A 25539-nucleotide genomic window follows, 5' to 3' on the forward strand; every position below is an offset into this window, starting at 1 on the left:
GTTCTTTATTGTTCAGTTGTCAACTAAAGAGTTCGCTACAATGCCTCTCCTTATTTCTGAGAGACAAGCATTGTGGCGCTACTCATTATCACCACTATCCTGTGGGCCTTCTCCTTTAGCCTGATTGGCGAATACCTTGCCGGTTCAGTCGACAGCTACTTCTCGGTGCTGATGCGCGTGGGGCTGGCGGCGCTGGTGTTCCTGCCGTTTCTGCGTACGCGCGGGCAATCGTTGAAAACGATCGTGCTGTATATGCTGGTGGGGGCGATGCAGCTCGGCATCATGTATCTGTTTAGCTTCCGGGCTTACGTCTACCTGTCCGTCTCTGAATTCCTGCTGTTCACCGTGCTTACGCCGCTCTATATCACGCTGATTTACGACCTGCTCAGCAGGCGCCGCCTGCGCTGGGGATACCTGCTGAGCGCGGCACTGGCGGTGATTGGCGCGGCGATTATTCGCTACGACAAAGTGAGCGATCACTTCTGGACCGGGCTGATGTTCGTCCAGCTCGCCAACATCAGTTTCGCCATCGGCATGGTGGGCTACAAACGTCTGATGGAAACCCGTCCGATGCCGCAGCATAACGCGTTCGCCTGGTTCTATATGGGGGCTGCGATTGTTGCGGTGGCGGCGTGGTTTATGCTCGGTAACCCGCAAAAACTGCCAACCACAAACGTGCAGTGGGGCGTTCTGGTCTGGCTGGGCGTGGTGGCTTCAGGGCTGGGATACTTCATGTGGAACTACGGCGCGACCCAGGTCGACGCCGGTACGCTGGGGATCATGAACAACGTGCATGTCCCGGCGGGGCTGCTGGTCAACCTCGCCATCTGGCAGCAACAGCCGCACTGGCCGAGCTTCCTTATTGGGGGAACGGTGATCCTGGCTTCGCTGTGGGTCCATCGCCGCTGGGTCGCTCCGCGCTCCGCACAAACGGAAGATGGTCGCACGCGTGGTTCCGCGCTGAGCGAATAAACGCCTCTGTAATGGGCTGTCGCTGCTCGCCATCGCGCACGGCGGCGTACAGCCGGCTCCACAGTCCTTCACCCAGGGTTTTGGTGACCACCAGGCCCTGGCGTTCAAAACTCTCCACCACCCAGTGCGGCAGCGCTGCGATACCCATTCTGGCCGCCACCATCTGAATCAACAGCAGGGTGTTATCCACGCTTTTCAGCTGCGGGCTAATGCCTGCCGGCTGCAGGAAGTGACGCCAGATATCCAGACGACTGCGCTGAACGGGATAAATCAGCAGCGTTTCTGTCGCCAGGTCTTCCGGCGTGATGCGCGTTTTGGCCGCCAGCGGATGGTCCGGCGCCAGCACCAGGCGCACTTCATAATCAAACATCGGTGAATAGTGCAGGCCGCTGCGCGGCAGAATATCGGACGTCATCACCAGATCCAGCTCGCCCTGCTGCAGCGAGGGCTGCGGGTCGAACGTCACGCCGGATTTAAAGTCCATTTCCACCTGTGGCCACTTCTGGCGGAAGTTCTCAAGCGCGGGGGTCAGCCACTGGATACAGCTGTGGCACTCAATGGCGATACGCAGTGTGGTCTGCTGCGGTTCGTTACACGCCTGCAGCGCGCTGGCGATCTGCGGCAGGACCTGATTCGCCAGCTGCAACAGGATCTCGCCCTGCGGCGTAAAGCGCAGCGGCTGGCTCTTACGCACAAAAAGACGAAAGCCGAGGCGTTGTTCCAGATCGCTGAACTGGTGAGAAAGGGCGGATTGGGTCTGGTGCAGCGTGGCCGCCGCCGCCGCGAGCGAGCCGCAGTTCCGTAACGCCTGGAGCGTTTTCAGGTGTTTTATCTCGATCATGAAAGTCCTTCACTTCGGCATGAACATTTTGCGCTTGAGGAATATACAGTAACCGCCAATTATAGAAGTGTAAACATCTGGACGTCTAAAATCCTTCGTCTTTTAAATTTATGGTGCGTTGGCTGCGTTTACTCACCCCGGTCACTTACTCATGTAAGCTCCCGGGGATGAGCAAACTTGCCGCCTTCCCTGAATTCAAAATCCAAAGGATTTACAATTAATTAGAGGAAGAACACATGACCATCCGCAATCACACTCTCGGTTTCCCTCGCGTTGGCCTGCGTCGCGAGCTGAAAAAAGCGCAAGAAAGCTACTGGGCGGGAAACGCCACCCGTGAAGAGCTGCTGGCGGTGGGACGCGAGCTGCGCGCCCGTCACTGGGATCAGCAAAAACAGGCGGGCATTGACCTGCTGCCGGTGGGCGATTTCGCCTGGTACGACCATGTTCTGACGACCAGCCTGCTGCTTGGCAACGTGCCGGCTCGTCATCAGAACAGCGATGGATCGGTAGATATCGATACCCTGTTCCGCATCGGCCGTGGCCGTGCGCCAACGGGTGAGCCAGCGGCAGCGGCGGAAATGACCAAGTGGTTTAACACCAACTATCACTATATGGTGCCGGAGTTCGTAAAAGGTCAGCAGTTCAAACTGACCTGGACGCAGCTTCTTGATGAAGTAGACGAAGCGCTGGCGTTGGGTCACCAGGTGAAGCCCGTATTGCTGGGGCCGGTAACCTACCTGTGGCTGGGTAAAGTGAAAGGGGAACAGTTCGATCGTCTGAGCCTGCTCAACGATATTCTGCCGGTCTACAAACAGGTCCTGATTGAGCTGGGCAAGCGCGGCATTCAGTGGGTGCAGATCGACGAACCTGCGCTGGTGCTGGAGCTGCCGCAGGCATGGCTCTCTGCCTTCAAACCGGCATATGATGCGCTTGCGGGGCAGGTGAAGCTCCTGCTGACCACCTATTTCGAAGGCGTGACGCCAAACCTGAAGACGATTACCGCGCTGCCGGTGCAGGGTCTGCACGTCGACCTCGTACACGGTAACGATGATGTGGCAGAGCTGCATAAACGGCTGCCAGCGGACTGGCTGCTCTCTGCCGGCCTGGTGAACGGGCGTAACGTCTGGCGCGCCGATCTGACGGAGAAATATGCGCAGATTAAAGACATCGCAGACAAACGTGAACTGTGGGTCGCCTCTTCCTGCTCCCTGCTGCACAGCCCGATTGATCTCAGCGTAGAAACCCGTCTGGATGCGGAAGTGAAGAGCTGGTTCGCCTTTGCCCTGCAAAAGTGTGAGGAGCTGGCCCTGCTGCGTGACGCCCTGAACAGCGGTGACACGACGGCGATTAGCGAATGGAGCGCACCCATCCAGGCGCGCCGTCACTCGGCTCGTGTTCACAACCCGGCTGTGGAGAAACGTCTGGCGGCCATCACCGCCCAGGACAGCCAGCGTCAGAGCCCGTATGAGGTGCGTGCCGAAGCGCAGCGCGCGCGCTTCAACCTGCCTGCGTGGCCGACCACCACGATTGGTTCTTTCCCGCAGACCACCGAGATCCGCGGCCTGCGCCTGGACTTCAAAAAAGGCAACCTGGACGCGAATCACTACCGTACCGGTATCGCCGAACACATCAAACAGGCGATTGTGGAGCAGGAGCGCTTAGGTCTGGACGTACTGGTGCACGGGGAGGCCGAGCGTAACGACATGGTGGAATACTTCGGTGAGCATCTGGACGGTTTCGTGTTCACCCAGAATGGCTGGGTGCAGAGCTACGGCTCCCGTTGCGTGAAGCCGCCGGTGGTCATCGGTGATATCAGCCGCCCGGAACCCATCACCGTGGAGTGGGCGAAATACGCCCAGTCCCTGACCGACAAGCCCGTGAAAGGGATGTTGACCGGCCCGGTGACCATTCTTTGCTGGTCCTTCCCGCGTGAAGATGTGTCCCGTGAAACCATCGCGAAGCAAATCGCGCTGGCGCTGCGTGATGAAGTGGCGGATCTCGAAGCCGCAGGCATTGGCATCATCCAGATTGACGAACCGGCTCTGCGTGAAGGTCTGCCGCTGCGCCGCAGCGACTGGGAGGCCTACCTGAAGTGGGGCGTGGAGGCGTTTCGCATCAACGCTGCGGTGGCGAAGGACGACACCCAGATCCACACCCACATGTGTTACTGCGAATTTAACGACATCATGGATTCGATCGCCGCGCTGGACGCTGATGTGATCACCATCGAGACCTCGCGTTCAGATATGGAACTGCTGGAGTCGTTCGAAGAGTTCGACTACCCGAACGAAATCGGACCTGGCGTGTACGACATCCACTCCCCGAACGTGCCGAGCGTGGAGTGGATCGAAGCCCTGCTAAAGAAAGCCGCCCAGCGCATTCCGGCTGAGCGTCTGTGGGTGAACCCGGACTGCGGCCTGAAAACCCGCGGCTGGCCGGAAACCCGCGCGGCGCTGGCGAATATGGTGAAGGCGGCACAGAATTTGCGTCAGGCGTAGCCACGACGCGCGATGGCCGGGCGTCTGCCCGGCCTGCGCATACTTAGCTCAGGTCTGCGCCGTTGCTGGCAATCACTCTTTGGTACCACCAGAAGGAGTCTTTTTTTAGCCGTTTTAACGTGCCGTTGCCTTCATCGTCCTGATCGACATAGATAAAGCCATAGCGCTTCGACATCTGCGAGGTGCCTGCGCTAATAATGTCGATACACCCCCATGTGGTGAACCCCATTACCTCCACCCCTTCATTAATCGCCGCCAGCGTTTGTTCAAAGTGGGCGCGGAAATAGTCGATGCGATAGCTATCGTGGATCTTGCCGTTTTCGACCACATCCTTCGCGCCCAGACCGTTTTCAACGATAAACAGCGGTTTCCGGTAACGGTCATACAGCTCCAGCAACGAGATTTTCAGCCCAAGGGGATCAATCTGCCAGCCCCATTCCGACGCAGGCAGATAAGGGTTTTTCACGCCGAGCACGGTATTGCCGGGAATACGTTCGGCGTCCGGCTGTGTCGATTCGGTCATCGACATATAGTAACTAAAGGAGACGAAATCGACGGTATGCTCCTTTAAAATACGCCGATCGTCAGGGTGCATTTCAATATGGATATTTTGTCTTTCCAGATCGCGCAGGATCAGCGGCGGGTAGTCGCCAAATACCTGCACGTCGGCATAAAAATAGTTCTCCAGGTTTTTCTTCAGCGTAGCTTCAACGTCTTCCGGGCGGCAACTGTGCGGATAGGTGGTCAGTTTTGTCAGCATGCAACCGACCTGGCTGCCGGGAATTTTGGCGTGGCAGTCGCGCGTCACCAGCGCTGAGGCGACAAACTGATGATGTAGTCCCTGATAAATATCCTGTTTTGCCTGACCCGGTGCGCTCTTCTCTTCGCGAATACCCGCCGTGGTAAACGGATGACGGTGAATACTGTCTATTTCGTTAAAGGTCAGCCAGTAACGCACCAGATCTTTATAGCGGTCAAAACAAACATTGCTGAAGCGGACAAAGGCATCCACCACGTTGCGATGTACCCAGCCGTTATATTTTTCGCTCAGCGCCAGCGGCATTTCATAGTGGGAGAGGGTGACCAGCGGCTCGATGTGACGACGACGCAGCTCGCGGAACATCTCTTCATAAAACTGCAGCCCGGCCTCGTTGGGCGTAGCGTCCTCTCCGGTCGGGAAAATGCGCGACCAGGCAATGGAGACGCGCAGCACCTTAAAACCCATCTCAGCAAACAGGGCGATGTCGTCTTTATAGTGGTGATAAAAATCGATGCCGCGGCGCTTCGGGTAGCGCGCGTCATGGTTGCCTTCAAACGCATCACGAATGTTCTCGTCCGTCAGGGCCATATGACCCCTGTAATCTTTTACGGACAGGTTGGGTTTCCAGGCGACGGCGTCTGCCACGGACGGCCCTTTGCCGTCCACGTTCCATGCCCCTTCAGCCTGGTTGGCGGCAATGGCGCCGCCCCAGAGAAAACCGCGTGGAAACGAGAGGGATTGCTCCATAACACGCACTCCTTATGCGTCATGACAATGGGAAAGGCTTACCCTTTTTTACCACCGTACTGACGGAACCATGTAAGCATCCGCTGCCATCCATCCTTAGCCGATTCCGCGTGATAGCTCGGGCGATAATCAGCGTTAAAGGCATGCCCGGCATCCGGATAGACCACAATCTCGGCCTTCGCATTGGCCGCACGGAGCGCATGGCGCATGGTCTCTACCGAATCAAGGGAGATACCGGTGTCCTGACCGCCATACAGCCCTAATACGGGGGCATTCAGCTCCGTGGCGATATCCACGGGATGTTTCGGTGAATTCAGCGTTTTTTCGCCCACCAGTTTGCCGTACCAGGCGACAGCAGCTTTCAGCTGCGGGTTATGTGCGGCATACAGCCAGCTGATGCGTCCGCCCCAGCAGAAACCGGTGACCAGCAGCCGGTGCGGATCGCCCCCGTTGCGCGCCGCCCAGCTGGCAACGTGGTCGAGATCGGCCATGACCTGCGCGTCCGGGACTTTGCTCACCAGATTGCTGAGCAATGTGGGGATGTCGCTGTAGTCGTCGGGATCGCCCTGCCGGAAGTAGAGTTCAGGCGCAACGGCCAGGTAACCCTCCAGCGCCAGTCGGCGGCAGAGGTCGCGAATATGTTCGTGAACGCCGAAAATTTCCTGAACCACGATCACGATGGGCAACGGGCCATCTGCTGATTTTGGGCGTGCGTGGTAAGCAGGCATATTCTCTCCCTGCGAGGGAATAGAGGTCTCACCCGCCGTGATGGCCTCTTCAGACGTTGAGACGATGGTTGAGGCATGCGGGGCCGCAGCAGGTGCAAAACCGGTTTTTTCAGTCATGGCATTCTCCGTACCAATGAGTTAGCGCAAAGGTAAATATAGACACCAGGTTAACAACTCACAGTGCCTTAAACGGTCTATCTTTTGTGCAGCGCCCAACGATATAACTTGTTAATGTGATGTAAATCACTATTTTATGGAAATTAACTGCAATCATTTTCGGTCATGGTGAGTTGTGTCACGAAATTATGCGTATTGCTTCTGTAAAGTACCGTTTTACTTCTTCTGACTAACCGACCCACAGAGGAGTCACCTATGTCTAAGTCTGATGTTTTTCATCTCGGCCTCACCAAAAACGATTTACAAGGGGCTACGCTCGCGATCGTCCCGGGCGATCCTGAGCGTGTGGAAAAGATCGCCGCGCTGATGGATAAGCCGGTTAAGCTGGCAGCCCATCGTGAATTCACCACCTGGCGCGCAGAGCTGGATGGTAAAGCCGTGATCGTCTGTTCTACCGGTATCGGTGGCCCGTCTACTTCTATTGCCGTTGAAGAGCTGGCGCAGCTGGGCATTCGTACTTTCCTGCGTATCGGTACCACTGGCGCTATTCAGCCGCATATCAACGTCGGCGACGTGCTGGTCACGACCGCGTCCGTGCGCCTGGACGGCGCAAGTCTGCACTTTGCGCCAATGGAATTCCCGGCAGTGGCCGACTTCGAATGCACCACTGCGCTGGTTGAGGCCGCGAAATCTGTGGGCGCCACCACGCATGTGGGCGTAACCGCCTCTTCCGATACCTTCTACCCAGGCCAGGAGCGTTACGACACCTTCTCTGGCCGCGTGGTAAGCCGTTTCAAAGGCTCAATGGAAGAGTGGCAGTCCATGGGCGTGATGAACTACGAAATGGAATCCGCAACGCTGCTGACCATGTGCGCAAGCCAGGGTCTGCGTGCCGGTATGGTGGCGGGCGTTATCGTCAACCGTACCCAGCAGGAGATCCCGAACGCTGAAACCATGAAGCAGACCGAAAGCCATGCGGTGAAAATCGTGGTTGAAGCCGCGCGTCGCCTGATCTAATCCTCTCCCTTCGAAATCAAAGGCCGACACGTTCGGCCTTTATTTTTTGCGTAGCGCCTCGCAGGAAAACCCTTTCAAACTGGACGTTTATACAGCACAATCTTATTTTGTGCGGGTAATACGTTGATGCAGGGGGCATTGTGGATATCTCAGTCCTGATTTATGCGGTGATTGCGCTGGCGGGCGTGGCGATAGGCTGGCTTATTTCCAGCTATCAACATGCGCAGCAGAAGGCCGATCAGCTGGCAGAGCGTGAAGAGATAGTCGCCGAATTAAGTGCGGCAAAGCAGCAGCTTGCGCTGAGTGACCACTGGCGAGAGGAGTGCGAGTTACTCAATAACGAGCTGCGCAACCTGCGTGATATCAACACCTCGCTGGAGGCCGATCTCCGCGAAGTGACCACCCGTCTGGAATCCACGCAACTGCATGCGGAAGACAAAATCCGCCAGATGCTCAACAGCGAGCAGCGCCTCAGCGAACAGTTTGAAAACCTCGCTAACCGTATTTTCGAGCACAGCAACCGCCGCGTTGATGAACAGAACCGCCAGAGCCTGAACAGCCTGCTGACGCCCCTGCGCGAACAGCTGGACGGTTTTCGCCGCCAGGTGCAGGACAGCTTTGGTCAGGAGGCCCGCGAGCGGCACACGCTGGCGCATGAGATCCGCAATCTTCAGCAGCTGAATGCGCAAATGGCGCAAGAGGCGGTCAACCTCACCCGTGCGCTTAAAGGGGATAACAAAACCCAGGGCAACTGGGGAGAAGTGGTGCTGACCCGCGTCCTGGAAGCCTCGGGCCTGCGGGAAGGGTATGAATACGAAACGCAGGTGAGTATCGAAAACGATGCCCGCTCGCGCATGCAGCCGGATGTCATCGTACGACTGCCGCAGGGTAAAGATGTGGTAATTGACGCCAAAATGACGCTGGTGGCGTATGAGCGTTACTTCAATGCGGAGGATGACTACACGCGCGAGTCTGCCCTGCAGGAGCACATTGCATCCGTGCGTAATCACATTCGCCTGCTAGGCAGAAAAGACTACCAGCAGCTGCCCGGCCTGCGCTCACTGGACTATGTCCTGATGTTTATCCCGGTAGAGCCCGCGTTTCTGCTGGCGCTCGACAGACAGCCGGAACTGATCACCGAAGCGCTCAAAAATAACATTATGCTGGTCAGCCCCACCACGCTGCTGGTGGCCTTACGCACCATTGCTAACCTGTGGCGGTATGAGCACCAGAGCCGCAATGCGCAGCAGATAGCCGATCGTGCCAGCAAGCTATACGACAAAATGCGCCTCTTCGTGGACGATATGTCTTCGGTCGGGCAGAGCCTGGACCGCGCGCAGGATAACTACCGCCAGGCGATGAAAAAACTCGCCTCCGGGCGAGGTAATCTGCTGGTGCAGGCCGAAGCCTTCCGCGGCCTTGGGGTGGAGGTGAAACGCGAGATTAATCCGGAATTGGTTGAACAGGCTACCGCGCAGGACGAAGAGTTTCGCCTGCGCGAAGGGGCGGATGAACAAAAGACACGCAGTGAAGACAACGCGTTAGCAGCGACGCACTCACCCGACGCGCAGCCAGCGCGTTTCTTTCGCGGTGGTTGAAACGTAGGGCAATCGCGCCCAATCTGTTACACTTCACGGACATTTTACTGATAAGCAGGCTCTGAGATGGTTGACGATTCACAAGACACAACGCACTTTGGCTTTCAGACTGTCGCCAAAGCGCAGAAAGCTGACATGGTGGCCCACGTATTTCATTCCGTGGCGGCGAAGTACGATGTGATGAATGACCTGATGTCGTTCGGCATTCATCGCTTGTGGAAGCGCTTCACCATTGACTGTAGCGGTGTGCGTCGTGGACAAACGGTGCTGGATCTCGCCGGCGGTACGGGCGATTTAACCGCGAAATTCTCCCGTCTGGTGGGCGAAACCGGGCGTGTTGTTCTGGCCGACATCAATGACTCCATGCTGAAAATGGGACGCGAGAAGCTGCGTAACATCGGCGTGGTGGGGAATGTGGAGTATGTGCAGGCGAACGCCGAAGCGCTGCCGTTCCCGGATAATACCTTTGACTGCATCACAATCTCCTTCGGTCTGCGTAACGTCACCGACAAAGAAAAAGCGCTGCGCTCCATGTATCGCGTGCTGAAGCCGGGTGGACGTCTGCTGGTGCTTGAGTTCTCCAAACCGGTTATCGAGCCCCTGAGCAAAGCTTACGACGCCTATTCCTTCCACGTTCTGCCGCGTATTGGTGAACTGGTCGCAAACGACGCCGAAAGCTACCGCTATCTGGCAGAATCCATTCGTATGCACCCGGATCAGGACACCTTAAAAGCCATGATGCAGGATGCTGCGTTTGAAAACGTTGAGTATTTCAACATGACGGCAGGTGTCGTCGCACTGCATCGCGGTTACAAGTTCTGAGTGGAGGTGTCCCGTGCCCTTTAAACCCTTAGTCACCGCAGGCATCGAGAACGTACTGAATGCCTTTCTCTATCGCGCGCCGGCGCTAAAAGCCGCACGCCAGCGGCTTAACGGGAAGGTATTACGCATTGTTTTAAAAGAGTTCTCGACGCCGCTTGTGCTGGTCTTTAGCGAACGCCAGCTTGACGTCCTGGGTGAGTGGGAAGGTGAAGCCGACTGTTCGGTCATCACGCACATGAGCGTGTTGCCTAAACTGCGCGACCGTCAGCAATTAACGGCGCTGATCCGCAGCGGTGAGCTGGAAGTGGAAGGCGACATTCAGGTTGTCCAGAGCTTCGTGGCGCTCACCGATCTGGCGGAGTTCGATCCGGCAGAGCTGCTCGCACCGTTTATTGGTGACATTGCCGCTGAAGGGATCGGTAAAGCCCTGCATGGCGGAACGGCTTTCCTGCGTAAAAGCCTGCAGCGACAGCAACGCTATGCGGCGGAAGTGCTGACGGAGGAGTGGCGAATGGCGCCCGGACCACTGGAAGTGGCGTGGTTTGCGGAAGAGACCGCTGCTGTTGAACGTGCGGTTGATGCGTTAACCAAACGGCTGGAAAAACTGGAGGGCAAATGACGCCTGGTGAAATTCGGCGCCTCTACTTCATCATTCGCACCTTTTTGAGCTACGGGCTCGACGAGCTTATCCCCAAAATGCGCATTACGCTGCCGCTGCGTATCTGGCGGCGGATGCTGTTCTGGATGCCCAATCGCCATAAAGGTCAGCCGCTGGGTGAGCGTCTGCGTCTGGCGCTGCAGGAGCTCGGCCCGGTATGGATTAAATTCGGGCAGATGCTATCGACCCGCCGCGATCTCTTCCCGCCGCTCATTGCTGATGAACTCGCGCTGCTGCAGGATCGCGTTGCGCCGTTTGACGGTGCGCGCGCGAAAAAGCAAATTGAAGAGGCGATGGGCAATATTCCTGTCGAGACCTGGTTTGACGATTTCGATATTCATCCCCTGGCGTCAGCCTCTATCGCGCAGGTGCACACTGCGCGTCTGAAAGAAAACGGCAAAGAAGTGGTGATTAAGGTCATTCGCCCGGACATCCTGCCGATCATCAAAGCAGACATGAAGCTGATTTACCGTCTGGCGCGCTGGGTACCGCGTTTGCTTCCGGACGGGCGTCGTCTGCGTCCGATGGAGGTGGTACGGGAGTATGAAAAAACCCTGATTGATGAGCTTAACCTGCTGCGCGAATCAGCAAACGCCATTCAGCTGCGCCGCAACTTTGAAAACAGCCCGATGCTCTATGTACCCGAAGTCTACTCTGACTACTGCAGCCAGAATATGATGGTGATGGAGCGAATCTACGGGATCCCCGTCTCGGATGTGGTTGCCCTGGAGAAACAGGGAACGAACATGAAGCTGCTGGCCGAGCGCGGTGTGCAGGTCTTCTTTACCCAGGTATTCCGCGACAGCTTTTTCCACGCAGACATGCACCCGGGCAATATCTTCGTCAGCTACGAGCATCCTGAAGATCCGCAGTACATCGGCATTGACTGCGGGATTGTAGGCTCGCTGAACAAAGAAGATAAACGCTATCTGGCTGAAAACTTTATTGCCTTCTTTAATCGCGATTACCGTAAAGTGGCTGAACTGCACGTTGATTCCGGATGGGTTCCGCCGGACACCAACGTCGAAGAGTTTGAGTTTGCTATCCGTACCGTCTGCGAACCGATTTTTGAAAAACCGCTGGCGGAAATCTCTTTCGGCCACGTGCTGCTGAACCTGTTTAACACCGCTCGTCGCTTCAACATGGAAGTGCAGCCACAGCTTGTTTTACTTCAGAAAACATTACTTTACGTTGAAGGTGTAGGTCGACAGCTCTATCCTCAGTTAGACTTGTGGAAGACGGCGAAACCGTTCCTTGAATCCTGGATTAAAGATCAGGTTGGCATTCCGGCTCTGGTGCGGGCATTCAAAGAGAAAGCACCGTTCTGGGTTGAGAAGATGCCGGAGCTTCCTGAACTGGTCTATGACAGTTTGCGTCAGAGCAAGAACCTTCAGCTCAGCATGGATAAAATCGCCCACGAGCTTCAGTCAAACCGGGTTCGTCAGGGCCAGTCTCGCTATCTGTTTGGCATTGGCGCAACCCTGCTGTTAAGCGGTACGTTGCTGTTAATCAACCGTCCGGACTGGCAGATGATGCCCGCCTGGCTGATGGCCGCCGGGATCGTGGTCTGGTTCGTTGGCTGGAGAAAGACGCGCTGAGCAGGCGTCGCTATCACCAGGCCGCATACGTATAATGCGGTCTGACTCCTTAATCATCTATCACTGAGGAATATGTATGGGTGGTATCAGTATCTGGCAATTGTTGATCATTGCCGTCATCGTCGTGCTGCTGTTTGGCACCAAAAAGCTCGGTTCCATTGGGTCCGATCTGGGCGCGTCTATCAAAGGCTTCAAAAAAGCGATGAGCGATGATGAGAACAAGCAGGATAAATCCAGCCAGGACGCTGATTTTACTGCTAAGTCCATCTCCGACAAGCAGGATGATGCGAAAAAGGAAGACGCTAAACGCCACGATAAAGAGCAGGTGTAAGTCGTGTTCGACATTGGTTTTGGTGAGCTGCTGCTGGTCTTCGTGATTGGCCTGATTGTGTTGGGTCCACAGCGTTTACCCGTTGCAGTAAAAACGGTTGCGGGGTGGGTGCGTGCGCTTCGTTCGCTGGCGTCCACCGTACAGAATGAGCTGGCGCAGGAACTTAAGCTGCAGGAATTCCAGGAAAGCCTGAAAAAGGTCGAGAAGGCGAGCATGGATAACCTGACGCCGGAACTGAAAGCCTCAATGGATGAACTGCGCGAAGCGGCAGAGTCCATGAAGCGCTCATACAGCGTCAACGACCCTGAAAAAGCGAGCGATGAAGCCAACACCATTCATAACCCGGTGGTGAAGGGCAGCGAGGCGCAGCGTGAGGGCGTTACGCCAGCCAGCGCTGAACATCAGGTTGACGCCCCAGAACAGACGCCGCAGGAAGCCGAAGTGAAAAAACAGGCGCAATCAGTAGAGCCCGCGGTTAAAGCGGCTGAAGCGAAGCCCGTCGCACCTGTTTCCGAATCATCCCCCTCGTCGAGTGATAAAGCGTAAACATGGCAGTAGATGATACTCAACCGCTCATTACGCACCTCATTGAGCTGCGTAAGCGCCTGTTAAACTGCATTATTGCGGTTTTCGTGATTTTTTTATGCCTGGTCTATTTCGCCAATGATATCTACCAGGTTGTCTCTGCACCGTTGATCAAGCAGATGCCGCTGGGCGCAACGATGATTGCGACGGACGTGGCTTCTCCGTTCTTTACCCCCATCAAGCTCACCTTCTGGGTATCGTTGATCGCCTCTGCGCCAGTCATTCTGTATCAGGTCTGGGCGTTTGTCGCCCCGGCCTTGTATAAGCATGAACGCAAGCTGGTGATCCCGCTGCTGATCTCCAGTTCTCTGCTGTTCTATATCGGCATGGCGTTTGCCTATTTCGTCGTCTTCCCGCTGGCTTTCGGGTTCCTGACGCACACCGCGCCGGAAGGGGTTCAGGTGTCGACGGATATCGCCAGCTACCTCAGCTTTGTGATGGCGCTGTTTATGGCGTTTGGCGTGGCCTTCGAAGTACCGGTGGCCATTGTGCTGCTGTGCTGGGTAGGGGTCACGACGCCGGATGACCTGCGTAAGAAGCGTCCCTATATCCTGGTCGGCGCATTCGTGGTTGGCATGCTGCTGACTCCGCCGGATGTTTTCTCCCAGACCCTGCTGGCCATACCGATGTACTGCCTGTTTGAGGTCGGCGTCTTCTTCTCGCGTTTCTACGTGGGGAAAGGTCGTCGCGCGGATGACGAAGACGATAGGTCGGACAAGACCACTGAAGAGTAAAACCAGCCGCCCGTCAGGGCGGTTGTTACATGGGGATTTGCATGTTTGATATCGGACTTAACCTGACCAGTTCGCAGTTTGCGAAAGATCGTGATGAGGTGGTTGCGCGCGCGTTTGCCGCCGGGGTGAACGGATTGCTGCTGACGGGCACCAACCTCCATGAAAGCGAGCAGGCGCAGCAGTTGGCGCAACGCTACGAGCGCTGCTGGTCTACCGCCGGCGTGCATCCTCACGACAGTAGCCAGTGGACGCCGAAGAGCGCAGAAATCATTCACCGGCTGGCGAAAACGCCTGAGGTGGTGGCCATTGGAGAATGCGGACTCGATTTCAACCGTAACTTTTCCACTCCAACCGAACAGGAAAAAGCCTTTACCGCCCAGCTTGCGCTGGCGGCCGAGCTTGAAATGCCGGTGTTTATGCACTGTCGCGACGCGCATGAGCGTTTCCTCGCTCTGCTGGAACCGTGGCTGGATAAACTGCCTGGCGCGGTGCTGCACTGTTTTACCGGTTCACGCCAGGAGGCGCTTGAGTGTCTGGATCGCGGGCTTTATCTGGGCATTACCGGCTGGGTTTGCGATGAACGTCGCGGGCTGGCGCTTCGTGAGCTGTTACCGGCGATCCCGCTCGACCGGCTGCTTCTGGAAACCGATGCACCTTATTTGCTCCCGCGCGATATGCAACCCAAACCGGCTTCGCGGCGAAATGAGCCCGCTTACCTGGGACACCTTGTTGAGCGTGTAGCGACGTGGCGCGGCGAGGATCCGGCCGAGCTTTCTGCGCAAACGGATGACAACGTGCGTACGCTGTTCGGGATACGTTTTTAGACTTTGCGGAAGTCGGTGTTTTTCACGCTCTGCAGCACCTGCTTGTTCAGCAGATTGAGCAACAGCATGGAGCGCGCTTCGCCGTCCGGCTCGGCAAAAATTGCCTGCAGGCCTTCAAAAGCCCCTTCCGTAATAACGACGCTGTCTCCCGCGTAAGGAGTTTCCGGGTCGGTGATGCCTTCAGGTTGTTGATAAACCGAAAGCTGGTGAATGACCGTCGACGGAACCGTTGCCGGGTGAGCGCCAAAACGAACGAAGTGGCTGACGCCACGCGTGGCGCTGATGGTGGTGGTGTGGATCACCTCCGGGTCGAACTCAACGAACAGATAGTTCGGGAACAGAGGTTCACTGACGGTTGTGCGCTTCCCGCGCTGCATTTTTTCAAGCGTGATCACGGGCGTCAGGCAATTTACAGACTGACGTTCAAGATGTTCCTGCGCGCGCTGAAGTTGCCCGCGTTTGCAATACAGTAAATACCAGGCCTGCATAATCACTCTTTCCCTTAGTTCGGGGCGCAAGCATATCAAAACCCTGGCGGGATCGCTAAGCTGATTATAATGGGGGAAATGGGAACAGAACGCATAAGTTCACGCTTGTTTAACAAAATTACAGCATCACGCAGGCTAACGCCGTATAATGAAGCGCTTACAGAGAGGCCATGATTAACTGCATGAAATACCACGATCTCCGCGACTTCCTGACGCTGCTGGAAAAGCAGGGTGAACTCAAACACATTACACTTCCTGTTGATCCTTATCTGGAGATGACAGAAATTGCTGACCGCACCCTGCGTGCCGGTGGCCCTGCATTACTGTTTGAAAATCCGAAGGGTTACTCAATGCCGGTGCTGTGCAACCTGTTTGGTACGCCACGTCGTGTCGCACTGGGAATGGGGCAGGAGGACGTCACGGCACTGCGTGAAGTGGGTAAGCTGCTGGCGTTTCTGAAAGAGCCGGAGCCACCAAAAGGTTTCCGCGACCTGTTCGACAAACTGCCGCAGTTTAAGCAGGTGCTGAACATGCCCACCAAACGCCTTCGCGGCGCGCCATGCCAGCAGAAAGTGCTGGAAGGTGATGCAGTTGATTTGACCAAAATCCCGATCATGCAGTGTTGGCCTGAAGACGCTGCGCCTCTCATCACCTGGGGGCTGACCGTCACGCGTGGGCCGCATAAAGAGCGGCAAAATCTGGGTATTTACCGCCAGCAGTTGATTGGCAAGAATAAGCTCATCATGCGCTGGCTGTCACATCGCGGCGGCGCGCTGGATTTCCAGGAGTGGTGTGCTGCGCACCCGGGTGAACGTTTCCCGGTGTCTGTTGCGCTCGGCGCTGACCCGGCCACCATTCTGGGCGCGGTAACGCCGGTGCCGGATACGCTGTCAGAATATGCCTTCGCAGGCCTGCTGCGCGGGACCAAAACCGAAGTCGTGAAGTGTATTTCTAACGATCTTGAAGTCCCCGCCAGTGCGGAAATTGTGCTGGAAGGTTACATTGAGCAGGGTGAACTGGCACCGGAAGGTCCTTACGGCGACCACACTGGCTATTACAACGAAGTGGATAATTTCCCGGTGTTTACCGTGACGCACATAACCCAGCGTGAAGATGCGATTTACCACTCCACGTATACCGGACGTCCACCGGATGAACCTGCAGTGCTGGGCGTGGCGCTGAATGAAGTGTTTGTGCCGATCCTGCAAAAGCAGTTCCCGGAAATTGTTGATTTCTATCTGCCGCCTGAAGGATGCTCGTATCGCCTGGCAGTGGTCACGATGAAGAAGCAGTATCCGGGCCACGCTAAACGCGTGATGATGGGCGTATGGTCATTCCTGCGCCAGTTTATGTATACCAAATTTGTTATTGTCTGCGATGATGACGTTAACGCCCGCGACTGGAATGACGTAATCTGGGCCATTACCACGCGAATGGACCCGGCGCGCGATACGGTGTTAGTCGAAAACACGCCGATAGATTACCTGGATTTTGCCTCGCCGGTTTCCGGCCTTGGCTCAAAAATGGGACTGGATGCCACAAATAAATGGCCTGGCGAAACCGACCGTGAATGGGGTCGCCCGATCAAAAAAGATCCTGCTGTGACCGCGCGAATTGACGCGATCTGGGACGAACTGGCCATAATGAATAACGGTAAACCCTGAGCTGACCGTTAAGCCCTTTAGACTTCCCGACAGAGAGAGCGAATGACAACCTTAAGCTGTAAAGTGACCTCGGTAGATGCCATCACCGACACCGTATATCGCGTCCGTTTAGTGCCAGAAGCGCCATTCTCTTTCCGCGCGGGTCAGTACCTGATGGTCGTGATGGATGAACGTGATAAGCGTCCTTTCTCTATGGCCTCAACGCCAGCGGAGCAGGAATTTATTGAGCTTCATATCGGTGCGTCAGAGCTTAACCTGTATGCGATGGCCGTCATGGACCGCATTCTTAAAGAGCGTGAGATCGTGGTGGACATTCCACACGGTGACGCGTGGCTGCGTGATGACGAAGACCGTCCGCTGATCCTGATCGCCGGGGGGACAGGCTTCTCCTACGTACGTTCTATTCTGCTGACTGCCCTCGCGCGTAACCCGGACCGTGATATCACCATCTACTGGGGTGGCCGTGAAGAGAAACATCTCTACGACCTGTCTGAACTGGAAGCGCTGAGCGTCACCCATCCTAACCTGCGTGTTGAGCCGGTGGTTGAACAGCCGGAAGAGGGCTGGCGTGGGCGTAGCGGTACCGTGCTGACGGCAGTACTGCAGGATCACGGCACGCTGGCAGGACACGATATCTACATCGCTGGCCGTTTTGAGATGGCGAAAATTGCCCGCGATCTGTTCTGTAATGAACGTGACGCGCGTGAAGACCGCCTGTTTGGCGATGCGTTTGCGTTTATCTAAATAAAAAACCCGCCCCTGACAGGCGGGAAGAACGGCAACTAAACTGTCTCTCTTCGCCAGTGACGCCACTGGCGGCGAGGTACCTCTCGTAGGCCGGGAAAGCACAGCGCCTCCCGGCAAAAGCCCGATGGCGCGATGCTTATCGGGCCTACGTTAAAGCCTTACACTCTCTCAAACACCGTCGCGATACCCTGACCCAAACCAATACACATCGTTGCCAGACCAAACTGGGCATCTTTGCGTTCCATCAGGTTGATAAGCGTGGTGCTGATGCGCGCCCCGGAGCAGCCCAGCGGGTGACCGAGGGCGATCGCGCCGCCGTTGAGGTTGATCTTCTCGTCTATCTGCTCCATCAGCCCCAGATCTTTAATGCACGGCAGGATCTGCGCGGCGAAGGCTTCATTCATCTCAAACAGGTCGATATCGCTGGTGGTTAATCCTGCTTTTTTCAGCGCCAGCTTCGAGGCCGGAACCGGACCGTAACCCATGATCGAAGGATCGCAGCCCACGACCGCCATCGAGCGCACGCGGGCGCGAGGCGTTAGCCCCAGCTCGCGGGCGCGGCTTTCGCTCATCACCAGCATCGCGGCCGCGCCGTCGGACAGCGCCGACGAGGTACCGGCTGTTACAGTACCGGTGACCGGATCAAACGCCGGGCGCAGCGTGGAAAGGGCTTCCACGGTGGTTTCCGGGCGGATCACCTCGTCGTAGCTGAACTGCTTCAGAACGCCGTCAGCATCGTGGCCGCCGGTTGGGATGATCTCATTTTTGAATGCGCCGGACTGCGTTGCGGCCCATGCGCGAGCGTGAGAGCGCGCGGCAAAGGTATCCTGCATTTCACGGCTGATGCCGTGCAGGCGGGAGAGCATCTCAGCGGTGAGGCCCATCATCCCCGCGGCTTTCGCCACGTTACGGCTCATGCCCGGGTGGAAATCGACCCCGTGGCTCATCGGTACGTGACCCATATGTTCCACGCCGCCGACCAGGCAGGCCTGGGCATCGCCGGTCATGATCATACGTGCCGCATCGTGCAGCGCCTGCATGGACGAACCACACAGACGGTTAACGGTGACGGCCGGAACGGAATGTGGGATCTCCGCCAGCAGGGAGGCATTACGGGCGATGTTGAAGCCCTGCTCCAGGGTCTGCTGCACGCAGCCCCAGTAGATATCGTCGAGTGCAGCCGGATCCAGCGCCGGGTTACGCGCCAGCAGGCTACGCATCAGGTGCGCGGAGAGGTCTTCCGCACGCACGTTGCGGAATGCGCCGCCTTTTGAACGGCCCATCGGGGTGCGAATCGCATCAACAATGACAACCTTTTCCATTGTGACTCCTTAAGCCGTTTTCAGCTCGCCAACCGGACGGGCTGGCTCAACTGCTGGATAGTAGGGTTCGTTATGGCGCGCTTTGTTGCGCAGCCCTTCCGGCACCTCATACAGCGGGCCGAGGTGCTGATACTGCTGGGCCATATCGAGATAGCGGGCGCTGCCGAGCGTGTCCAGCCAGCGGAACGCGCCACCGTGGAACGGCGGGAAGCCCAGGCCGTATACCAGCGCCATATCGGCTTCTGCCGGGCTGGCGATAATGCCTTCTTCGAGGCAACGCACCACTTCGTTGATCATCGGAATCATCATCCGGGCGATGATCTCATCGTCGGTGAAGTCGCGTTTCGGCTGACTGACATCGGCCAGCAGGCTATCCACCGCCACGTCTTCTTCTTTCTTCGGTTTGCCTTTGCTGTCTTCTTTATAGCGCCAGAAGCCCAGGCCGTTTTTCTGACCAAAGCGGTTGGCGTCGAACAGGGCGTCAATGGCGTCGCGATAATCTTTCTGCATGCGCTGCGGGAAGCCCGCCGCCATGACTGCCTGAGCGTGATGTGCCGTATCAATGCCGACCACATCCAGCAGATACGCCGGGCCCATCGGCCAGCCGAACTGTTTTTCCATCACTTTGTCGATTTTGCGGAAATCCGCGCCGTCGCGCAGCAGCTGGCTGAAACCGGCGAAGTAAGGGAACAGGACGCGGTTGACGAAGAAGCCCGGGCAGTCGTTAACAACGATCGGCGTTTTACCCATCTTGCTTGCCCACGCCACCACTTTGGCAATGGTGTCGTCAGAGGTTTTTTCCCCGCGGATCACCTCGACCAGCGGCATACGGTGTACCGGGTTGAAGAAGTGCATCCCGCAGAAGTTTTCCGGACGCTTCAGCACGCTCGCCAGCTCGCTAATTGGGATCGTTGAGGTGTTAGACGCCAGGACGGTATCCGGGCGAACCTTCTCTTCCGTTTCCGCCAGTACCGCTTTTTTCACTTTCGGGTTTTCTACGACCGCCTCAACGACTACGTCCACGCGGTCGAAACCGGTGTATTCCAGCGTTGGCTGGATAGTCGAGATCACACCGGAGAGCTTAAGTCCGTCAATTTTGCCGCGTTCCAGCTGTTTATTCAGCAGCTTGGCCGCTTCGGTCATCCCCAGCGTCAGGGATTTCTCACTGATGTCCTTCATCACCACCGGCACGCCTTTCCAGGCAGACTGGTAAGCGATGCCGCCACCCATAATGCCAGCGCCGAGTACAGCCGCATGTTTTGGCGTCTCAACGTTTTTGGTCAGCTGTTTAGCTTTACCCTTCACGAACTGATCGTTGAGGAAGATGCCAACCAGCGCGCGGGCTTCGTTGGTATGTGCCAGCGGGACAAAGCTCTGGTTTTCCAGTTTCAGGGCTTCATCGCGGCCAAAGCGGGCGGCGGCTTCAATGGTCTTCACCGCCGTGATCGGCGCCGGATAGTGTTTACCCGCGGTCTGCATCACCATGCCTTTGGCGATGGTGAAGCTCATCGTGGCTTCAATCTTGCTGAGTTTTAACGGCTCCAGCTTCGGCTGGCGTTTGGCTTTCCAGTCGAGATCGCCGTTTATCGCCTGACGCAGAATGGTGAGGGAGCCTTCAATCAGTTTTTCTGGCTTCACGACACCGTCGACCAGGCCGATTTTCTGCGCCTGTTCTGCACCGACATCTTTACCTGCGGCAATGATCTCAAGTGCGCTGTCGGCACCCAGCATGCGCGGCATGCGCACGGAGCCGCCAAAGCCCGGCATGATACCCAGCTTCGTTTCCGGAAGGCCAATGCGCAGTTCCGGCGTAGCCAGACGGTAATCAGTCGCTAACACGCATTCACAACCACCGCCCAGCGCGTAGCCGTTGACGGCGGAGATCGTCGGAACAGGCAGATCTTCCAGACGATTAAAGACGCTATTGGCAAAATGCAGCCACTGGCTCAGCTGCTCTTCAGGCACCAGGAAGAGCGAGAGGAATTCGGTGATATCGGCGCCGACAATAAAGGCCGCTTTGTTCGAGCGCAGCAGCAGCCCTTTTAATTCAGATTGTTTTTCAAGAACATCCAGCGCCTGGCCAAGACTGGCCACCGTCGCGGTATCAAGCTTATTTACTGAGCCGGGGGCATCGAACACCAGTTCGGCAATGCCATCTTCCAGCCAGTTGAGGTACAGGGTGTCGCCTTTGTAGAGCATGTCAGTCTCCTGAATCCAGCAAGTGGATCTGGTCATACCAGATGAGTCGGAGTGTGGGATTTATGTTAATAAAATGCAAATTACTCATTAAGAAATTGCTGCATTGATCACGGTCGGCGGAAATCACGCAGCCGGAGAGAGGTGTGCTAAGATGCGATGACTTGAGGTCAAAAAAACGAAAGGAAGAATGATGGACTCACTGGCTTCGCTTTATAAAAATCATATCGTTACCCTACAGGAACGTACCCGCGATGTACTGGCCCGCTTTAAGCTGGATGCGCTGTTGATCCACTCCGGCGAGCTGATGAATACCTTTCTCGACGATCACGCTTACCCATTTAAGGTGAACCCACAGTTTAAAGCCTGGGTGCCGGTGACTCAGGTTCCAAATTGCTGGCTGCTGGTGGATGGCGTGAACAAGCCGAAACTGTGGTTCTACCTGCCGGTCGATTACTGGCACAACGTGGAACCGCTGCCGACCAGCTTCTGGACAGAAGAAGTGGAGGTCATCGCCTTACCAAAAGCCGACGGCATTGGCAGCCAGCTGCCTGCCGCACGCGGCAACATCGCCTATATTGGTCCGGTACCGGAACGTGCGCTGGGCCTGGACATTCCGGCCGACAAGCTCAACCCGAAAGGGGTGCTGGATTACCTGCACTATTACCGCTCGTATAAAACCGACTACGAACTTTACTGCATGCGTGAAGCGCAAAAAACGGCGGTGAATGGCCACCGTGCGGCGCACGAAGCGTTCCAGTCGGGCATGAGCGAGTTCGATATCAACCAGGCCTATCTGACCGCGACAGGCCACCGTGATACCGATGTGCCGTACAGCAATATCGTCGCGCTCAACGAGCATGCGTCTGTGCTTCACTACACCAAACTGGATCATCAGGTTCCATCGGAAATGCGCAGCTTCCTGCTTGATGCGGGTGCCGAGTACAACGGTTATGCGGCGGACCTGACCCGAACCTGGGCGGCCAACGCGGACACCGATTTCGCACAGCTGATTAAAGACGTGAACGATGAACAGCTGGCGCTTATCAGCACCATGAAGGCGGGAACCCGCTATGTGGATTACCACATCCAGTTCCATCAGCGCATTGCGAAACTGCTGCGTAAGCATCAGATTGTGAAAGACATGAGTGAAGAGGCGATGGTTGAGAACGATCTGACCGGGCCATTCATGCCGCACGGCATTGGTCACCCGCTGGGTCTGCAGGTTCACGACGTTGCCGGCTTCATGCAGGACGATACCGGTACGCACCTGGCGGCACCGTCTAAATACCCTTACCTGCGCTGTACCCGCATTCTTGAGCCGCGTATGGTGTTGACCATCGAGCCGGGGATCTACTTTATCGAATCCCTGCTGGCACCGTGGCGTGAAGGTCAGTTCAGCAAACACTTCAACTGGGAAAAAATTGACGCGCTGAAGCCGTTTGGTGGTATTCGCATCGAAGATAACGTTGTGGTTCACGAAAATGGTATCGAGAACATGACGCGAGACCTGAAGCTGGCCTGATGGAAAGCTGGCTGATACCGGCTGAACCGGTCACCTTTGTTGAGGAAATCAAGAAAAGCCGCTTTATTACGCTGCTGGCTCATACTGACGGCGTGGACGCGGCAAAAGCGTTTGTCGAGTCCGTCCGGGCTGCACATCCTGACGCGCGTCACCACTGCGTGGCGTGGGTGGCGGGGGCGCCGGACGATTCACAGCAGCTGGGGTTTTCCGACGACGGTGAACCGGCGGGCACGGCCGGTAAACCCATGCTCTCGCAGCTGATGGGCAGCGGCGTGGGTGAAATTACCGCCGTGGTGGTGCGCTATTACGGCGGCATTTTGTTAGGTACCGGTGGGCTGGTTAAAGCCTATGGCGGGGGCGTGCAGCAGGCGCTTAATATGCTGGTCACTACCCGCAAAACGCCGCTCACCGAATATACTTTGTTATGCGATTACGCCCAGCTCTCGGGTATTGAAGCACTGCTGAAGCAGTTCAATGGTGTCATCGCACAGAGTGAATATCAGGCAATGGTGCAATTACGCGTGGCGCTTCCTCAGGCGGAACTGGCTGCTTTTTCAGCAAAACTGGCTGATTTTAGTCGTGGTTCGTTGCAATTGCTGCCGATTGAAGAATAATCCCCACCTCACTTTTGAATACCAAAGGAAGCGGCAGAGATGCATTTTCGTGCCATAACCCGAATCGTTGGACTGCTGGTCATACTCTTTTCCGGGACGATGATCCTCCCAGGACTGGTGGCGCTTATCTACCGGGACGGCGCAGGGCGGGCGTTTACTCAGACTTTCTTTGTCGCGCTGGCGATTGGCTCGCTGCTGTGGTGGCCAAACCGTCGTCAGAAAGGTGAGCTGAAATCTCGCGAAGGATTTCTGATTGTGGTTCTGTTCTGGACGGTGCTGGGAAGCGTCGGTTCGCTCCCCTTTATCTTCTCAGAACAGCCTAACCTGAGCATCACGGATGCTTTTTTTGAATCCTTCTCCGGCTTAACGACAACCGGGGCGACGACGCTGGTGGGGCTGGATTCACTCCCGCACGCTATTCTCTTTTATCGCCAGATGCTGCAGTGGTTCGGGGGGATGGGGATCATTGTCCTGGCCGTCGCCATTCTGCCTATTCTGGGCGTCGGTGGGATGCAGCTCTATCGCGCCGAAATGCCCGGGCCGCTGAAAGACAACAAAATGCGGCCTCGTATTGCCGAGACGGCGAAAACCTTGTGGCTGATTTATGTTCTGCTGACTGTCGCCTGTGCGCTGGCGCTATGGTTTGCCGGGATGCCGGCTTTCGATGCTATCGGACACAGTTTTGCGACGATTGCCATCGGCGGGTTCTCCACCCACGATGCCAGTGTGGGCTACTTCGACAGCCCAACGATCAATACTATTATTGCGATTTTCCTCCTGATCTCCGGTTGTAACTATGGCCTGCACTTCTCTTTACTGAGCGGGCGTAGCCTGAAGGTGTACTGGCGCGATCCTGAGTTCCGCATGTTTATTGGGGTTCAGCTTACGCTGGTCATCATCTGTACCCTGGTGCTCTGGTTCCATGATGTCTATAACTCGGCGTTGACGACCCTGAATCAGGCGTTCTTCCAGGTGGTATCAATGGCGACAACCGCCGGATTTACCACGGACAGTATTGCACGCTGGCCGCTGTTCCTGCCGGTGCTTCTGCTATGTTCCGCCTTTATCGGCGGCTGTGCGGGGTCGACGGGCGGTGGCCTGAAGGTGATTCGTATTCTGCTGTTGTTCAAGCAGGGCAACCGTGAGCTGAAACGTCTGGTCCACCCGAACGCGGTCTATAGCATCAAACTGGGGAACCGCGCGTTGCCGGAACGTATCCTCGAAGCGGTGTGGGGGTTCTTCTCAGCCTATGCGCTGGTCTTTATCGTCAGTATGCTGGCGATAATCGCGACGGGAGTGGATGATTTCTCCGCCTTTGCGTCCGTCGTCGCAACATTGAATAACCTGGGGCCGGGACTTGGGGTGGTGGCGGATAACTTTGCCAGCATGAACCCGGTCGCGAAATGGATCCTCATCGCCAATATGCTGTTTGGCCGTCTTGAGGTCTTTACGCTGCTGGTGCTGTTCACCCCTACCTTCTGGCGCGAGTAAGGAGCCGTTGATGAAAACACTGATTCTTTTCTCTACGCGAGACGGGCAAACGCGTGAGATTGCCGCGTATCTGGCGTCGGAATTAAAAGAGCTGGGTATATACTCGGATGTGGTGAACCTGAACCGTGCGGAGCAGATTGCCTGGCAGGAGTACGACCGCGTGGTGATTGGCGCGTCAATTCGTTACGGGCATTTCCATCCGGCGCTGGATCGCTTTGTGAAAAAGCATACGGCGGTGCTCAATAAATTGCCCGGTGCGTTTTACTCGGTCAATCTGGTCGCGCGTAAAGCGGAAAAGCGTACGCCGCAGACCAACAGCTACACGCGCAAGTTTTTACTCAACTCGCCGTGGCAGCCAGACCTGTGCGCCGTTTTTGCCGGCGCGCTGCGCTACCCTCGCTACCGCTGGTATGACCGCTTTATGATCCGCCTGATTATGAAAATGACAGGGGGCGAAACGGATACACGTAAAGAAGTGGTTTATACCGACTGGTCGCAGGTGGCCAGTTTTGCACGGGAAATCGCGCATTTAACGGGCAATTCGCGACTTAAATAAGCGTTAAGTTTGAAAAGTGAGCGAACGAAAAGTTTTTTGTATTTTGTGCTTGTCACATCGGAATAACTCCCTATAATGCGCCTCCACTGACACGGAACAACGGCAT

Annotated in this window: 23 protein-coding genes; 17 read left to right on the plus strand and 6 right to left on the minus strand. The window is 56.3% G+C overall.

The window, feature by feature from the left end; translation table 11 throughout:
- The first annotated feature begins 72 nt into the window (after window positions 1-72).
- A complete protein-coding gene (locus tag EKN83_RS16685) occupies window positions 73-972 on the plus strand; it encodes a carboxylate/amino acid/amine transporter (protein WP_045285583.1) in 900 nt (299 codons plus the stop codon).
- Here the strand turns inward: EKN83_RS16685 and metR are convergent.
- Window positions 860-1813: an HTH-type transcriptional regulator MetR gene (metR, locus tag EKN83_RS16690; protein ID WP_025757533.1), complete on the minus strand. Its 954-nt coding sequence runs from the start codon at window positions 1811-1813 to the stop codon at window positions 860-862. The genes EKN83_RS16685 and metR overlap by 113 nt on opposite strands.
- A gap of 236 nt (window positions 1814-2049) precedes the next feature.
- On the opposite strand from metR, the gene metE reads away from it, so the two are divergent.
- The gene (gene metE, locus EKN83_RS16700; protein ID WP_095450463.1) at window positions 2050-4311 is read left to right on the plus strand and encodes a 5-methyltetrahydropteroyltriglutamate--homocysteine S-methyltransferase; all 2262 of its coding nucleotides are present in this window, start codon (window positions 2050-2052) and stop codon (window positions 4309-4311) included.
- A 43-nt stretch (window positions 4312-4354) separates the two neighbouring features.
- Here metE and EKN83_RS16705 read toward each other — a convergent pair whose 3' ends face one another.
- On the minus strand, window positions 4355-5818 hold the full coding sequence (locus EKN83_RS16705) for a glycoside hydrolase family 1 protein (RefSeq protein WP_126801304.1): 1464 nt from the start codon (window positions 5816-5818) through the stop codon (window positions 4355-4357).
- Window positions 5819-5856: 38 nt separating this feature from the next.
- Window positions 5857-6663, minus strand: coding sequence for a dienelactone hydrolase family protein (locus EKN83_RS16710; protein WP_025757528.1), 807 nt, complete (start codon window positions 6661-6663; stop codon window positions 5857-5859).
- A gap of 255 nt (window positions 6664-6918) precedes the next feature.
- Between EKN83_RS16710 and udp the strand changes: the two genes are divergently transcribed.
- The 9 genes from udp to tatD all read left to right on the plus strand — a co-directional run bounded on the left by udp (window position 6919) and on the right by tatD (window position 14830).
- On the plus strand, window positions 6919-7680 hold the full coding sequence (gene udp / locus EKN83_RS16715; RefSeq protein ID WP_003860792.1) for a uridine phosphorylase: 762 nt from the start codon (window positions 6919-6921) through the stop codon (window positions 7678-7680).
- Window positions 7681-7820: 140 nt separating this feature from the next.
- Window positions 7821-9278 carry a DNA recombination protein RmuC gene (gene rmuC / locus EKN83_RS16720; protein ID WP_126801305.1) on the plus strand — a complete coding sequence of 486 codons (1458 nt, stop codon included), beginning with the start codon at window positions 7821-7823 and terminating at the stop codon, window positions 9276-9278.
- A gap of 66 nt (window positions 9279-9344) precedes the next feature.
- Complete coding sequence (gene ubiE, locus EKN83_RS16725) at window positions 9345-10100, plus strand: bifunctional demethylmenaquinone methyltransferase/2-methoxy-6-polyprenyl-1,4-benzoquinol methylase UbiE (RefSeq protein WP_025757525.1); 756 nt, start codon at window positions 9345-9347, stop codon at window positions 10098-10100.
- A 13-nt stretch (window positions 10101-10113) separates the two neighbouring features.
- Window positions 10114-10719, plus strand: coding sequence for a ubiquinone biosynthesis protein UbiJ (gene ubiJ, locus EKN83_RS16730; protein ID WP_045285587.1), 606 nt, complete (start codon window positions 10114-10116; stop codon window positions 10717-10719).
- The gene (gene ubiB / locus EKN83_RS16735; protein WP_025757522.1) at window positions 10716-12356 is read left to right on the plus strand and encodes a ubiquinone biosynthesis regulatory protein kinase UbiB; all 1641 of its coding nucleotides are present in this window, start codon (window positions 10716-10718) and stop codon (window positions 12354-12356) included. Before ubiJ ends, ubiB begins: the two co-directional genes overlap by 4 nt.
- A gap of 76 nt (window positions 12357-12432) precedes the next feature.
- A complete protein-coding gene (gene tatA, locus EKN83_RS16740) occupies window positions 12433-12687 on the plus strand; it encodes a Sec-independent protein translocase subunit TatA (protein ID WP_025757521.1) in 255 nt (84 codons plus the stop codon).
- Window positions 12688-12690: 3 nt separating this feature from the next.
- The gene (gene tatB / locus EKN83_RS16745) at window positions 12691-13233 is read left to right on the plus strand and encodes a Sec-independent protein translocase protein TatB (RefSeq protein ID WP_045285588.1); all 543 of its coding nucleotides are present in this window, start codon (window positions 12691-12693) and stop codon (window positions 13231-13233) included.
- Between the two features lie 2 nt (window positions 13234-13235).
- A complete protein-coding gene (gene tatC / locus EKN83_RS16750) occupies window positions 13236-14006 on the plus strand; it encodes a Sec-independent protein translocase subunit TatC (RefSeq protein WP_126801306.1) in 771 nt (256 codons plus the stop codon).
- A 41-nt stretch (window positions 14007-14047) separates the two neighbouring features.
- The gene (tatD, locus tag EKN83_RS16755) at window positions 14048-14830 is read left to right on the plus strand and encodes a 3'-5' ssDNA/RNA exonuclease TatD (RefSeq protein WP_126801307.1); all 783 of its coding nucleotides are present in this window, start codon (window positions 14048-14050) and stop codon (window positions 14828-14830) included.
- On the opposite strand, the gene rfaH is transcribed toward tatD, so the two are convergent.
- On the minus strand, window positions 14827-15318 hold the full coding sequence (rfaH, locus tag EKN83_RS16760) for a transcription/translation regulatory transformer protein RfaH (RefSeq protein ID WP_020882871.1): 492 nt from the start codon (window positions 15316-15318) through the stop codon (window positions 14827-14829). The two genes, tatD and rfaH, sit on opposite strands and share 4 nt — an antisense overlap.
- 173 nt (window positions 15319-15491) lie before the next feature.
- On the opposite strand from rfaH, the gene ubiD reads away from it, so the two are divergent.
- Both ubiD and fre read left to right on the plus strand, forming a co-directional pair.
- On the plus strand, window positions 15492-16982 hold the full coding sequence (ubiD, locus tag EKN83_RS16765) for a 4-hydroxy-3-polyprenylbenzoate decarboxylase (protein ID WP_185857684.1): 1491 nt from the start codon (window positions 15492-15494) through the stop codon (window positions 16980-16982).
- A gap of 42 nt (window positions 16983-17024) precedes the next feature.
- On the plus strand, window positions 17025-17726 hold the full coding sequence (fre, locus tag EKN83_RS16770) for an NAD(P)H-flavin reductase (RefSeq protein WP_045285590.1): 702 nt from the start codon (window positions 17025-17027) through the stop codon (window positions 17724-17726).
- A gap of 161 nt (window positions 17727-17887) precedes the next feature.
- On the opposite strand, the gene fadA is transcribed toward fre, so the two are convergent.
- Both fadA and fadB read right to left on the minus strand, forming a co-directional pair.
- Window positions 17888-19051 carry an acetyl-CoA C-acyltransferase FadA gene (gene fadA / locus EKN83_RS16775; protein WP_025757514.1) on the minus strand — a complete coding sequence of 388 codons (1164 nt, stop codon included), beginning with the start codon at window positions 19049-19051 and terminating at the stop codon, window positions 17888-17890.
- A gap of 9 nt (window positions 19052-19060) precedes the next feature.
- The gene (fadB, locus tag EKN83_RS16780) at window positions 19061-21250 is read right to left on the minus strand and encodes a fatty acid oxidation complex subunit alpha FadB (protein WP_126801309.1); all 2190 of its coding nucleotides are present in this window, start codon (window positions 21248-21250) and stop codon (window positions 19061-19063) included.
- A 190-nt stretch (window positions 21251-21440) separates the two neighbouring features.
- Between fadB and pepQ the strand changes: the two genes are divergently transcribed.
- The 4 genes from pepQ to hemG are packed head-to-tail and all read left to right on the plus strand — an operon-like array spanning window position 21441 to window position 25433.
- The gene (pepQ, locus tag EKN83_RS16790) at window positions 21441-22772 is read left to right on the plus strand and encodes a Xaa-Pro dipeptidase (RefSeq protein WP_045285593.1); all 1332 of its coding nucleotides are present in this window, start codon (window positions 21441-21443) and stop codon (window positions 22770-22772) included.
- Complete coding sequence (locus tag EKN83_RS16795; RefSeq protein ID WP_126801310.1) at window positions 22772-23386, plus strand: IMPACT family protein; 615 nt, start codon at window positions 22772-22774, stop codon at window positions 23384-23386. Before pepQ ends, EKN83_RS16795 begins: the two co-directional genes overlap by 1 nt.
- A gap of 39 nt (window positions 23387-23425) precedes the next feature.
- On the plus strand, window positions 23426-24877 hold the full coding sequence (trkH, locus tag EKN83_RS16800) for a Trk system potassium transporter TrkH (RefSeq protein WP_023309600.1): 1452 nt from the start codon (window positions 23426-23428) through the stop codon (window positions 24875-24877).
- A 10-nt stretch (window positions 24878-24887) separates the two neighbouring features.
- Window positions 24888-25433: a menaquinone-dependent protoporphyrinogen IX dehydrogenase gene (gene hemG / locus EKN83_RS16805; RefSeq protein WP_126801311.1), complete on the plus strand. Its 546-nt coding sequence runs from the start codon at window positions 24888-24890 to the stop codon at window positions 25431-25433.
- Window positions 25434-25539 lie beyond the last annotated feature (106 nt).

Source organism: Enterobacter sp. WCHEn090032 (assembly GCF_003986875.1).
GTDB classification, from domain to species: domain Bacteria; phylum Pseudomonadota; class Gammaproteobacteria; order Enterobacterales; family Enterobacteriaceae; genus Enterobacter; species Enterobacter sichuanensis.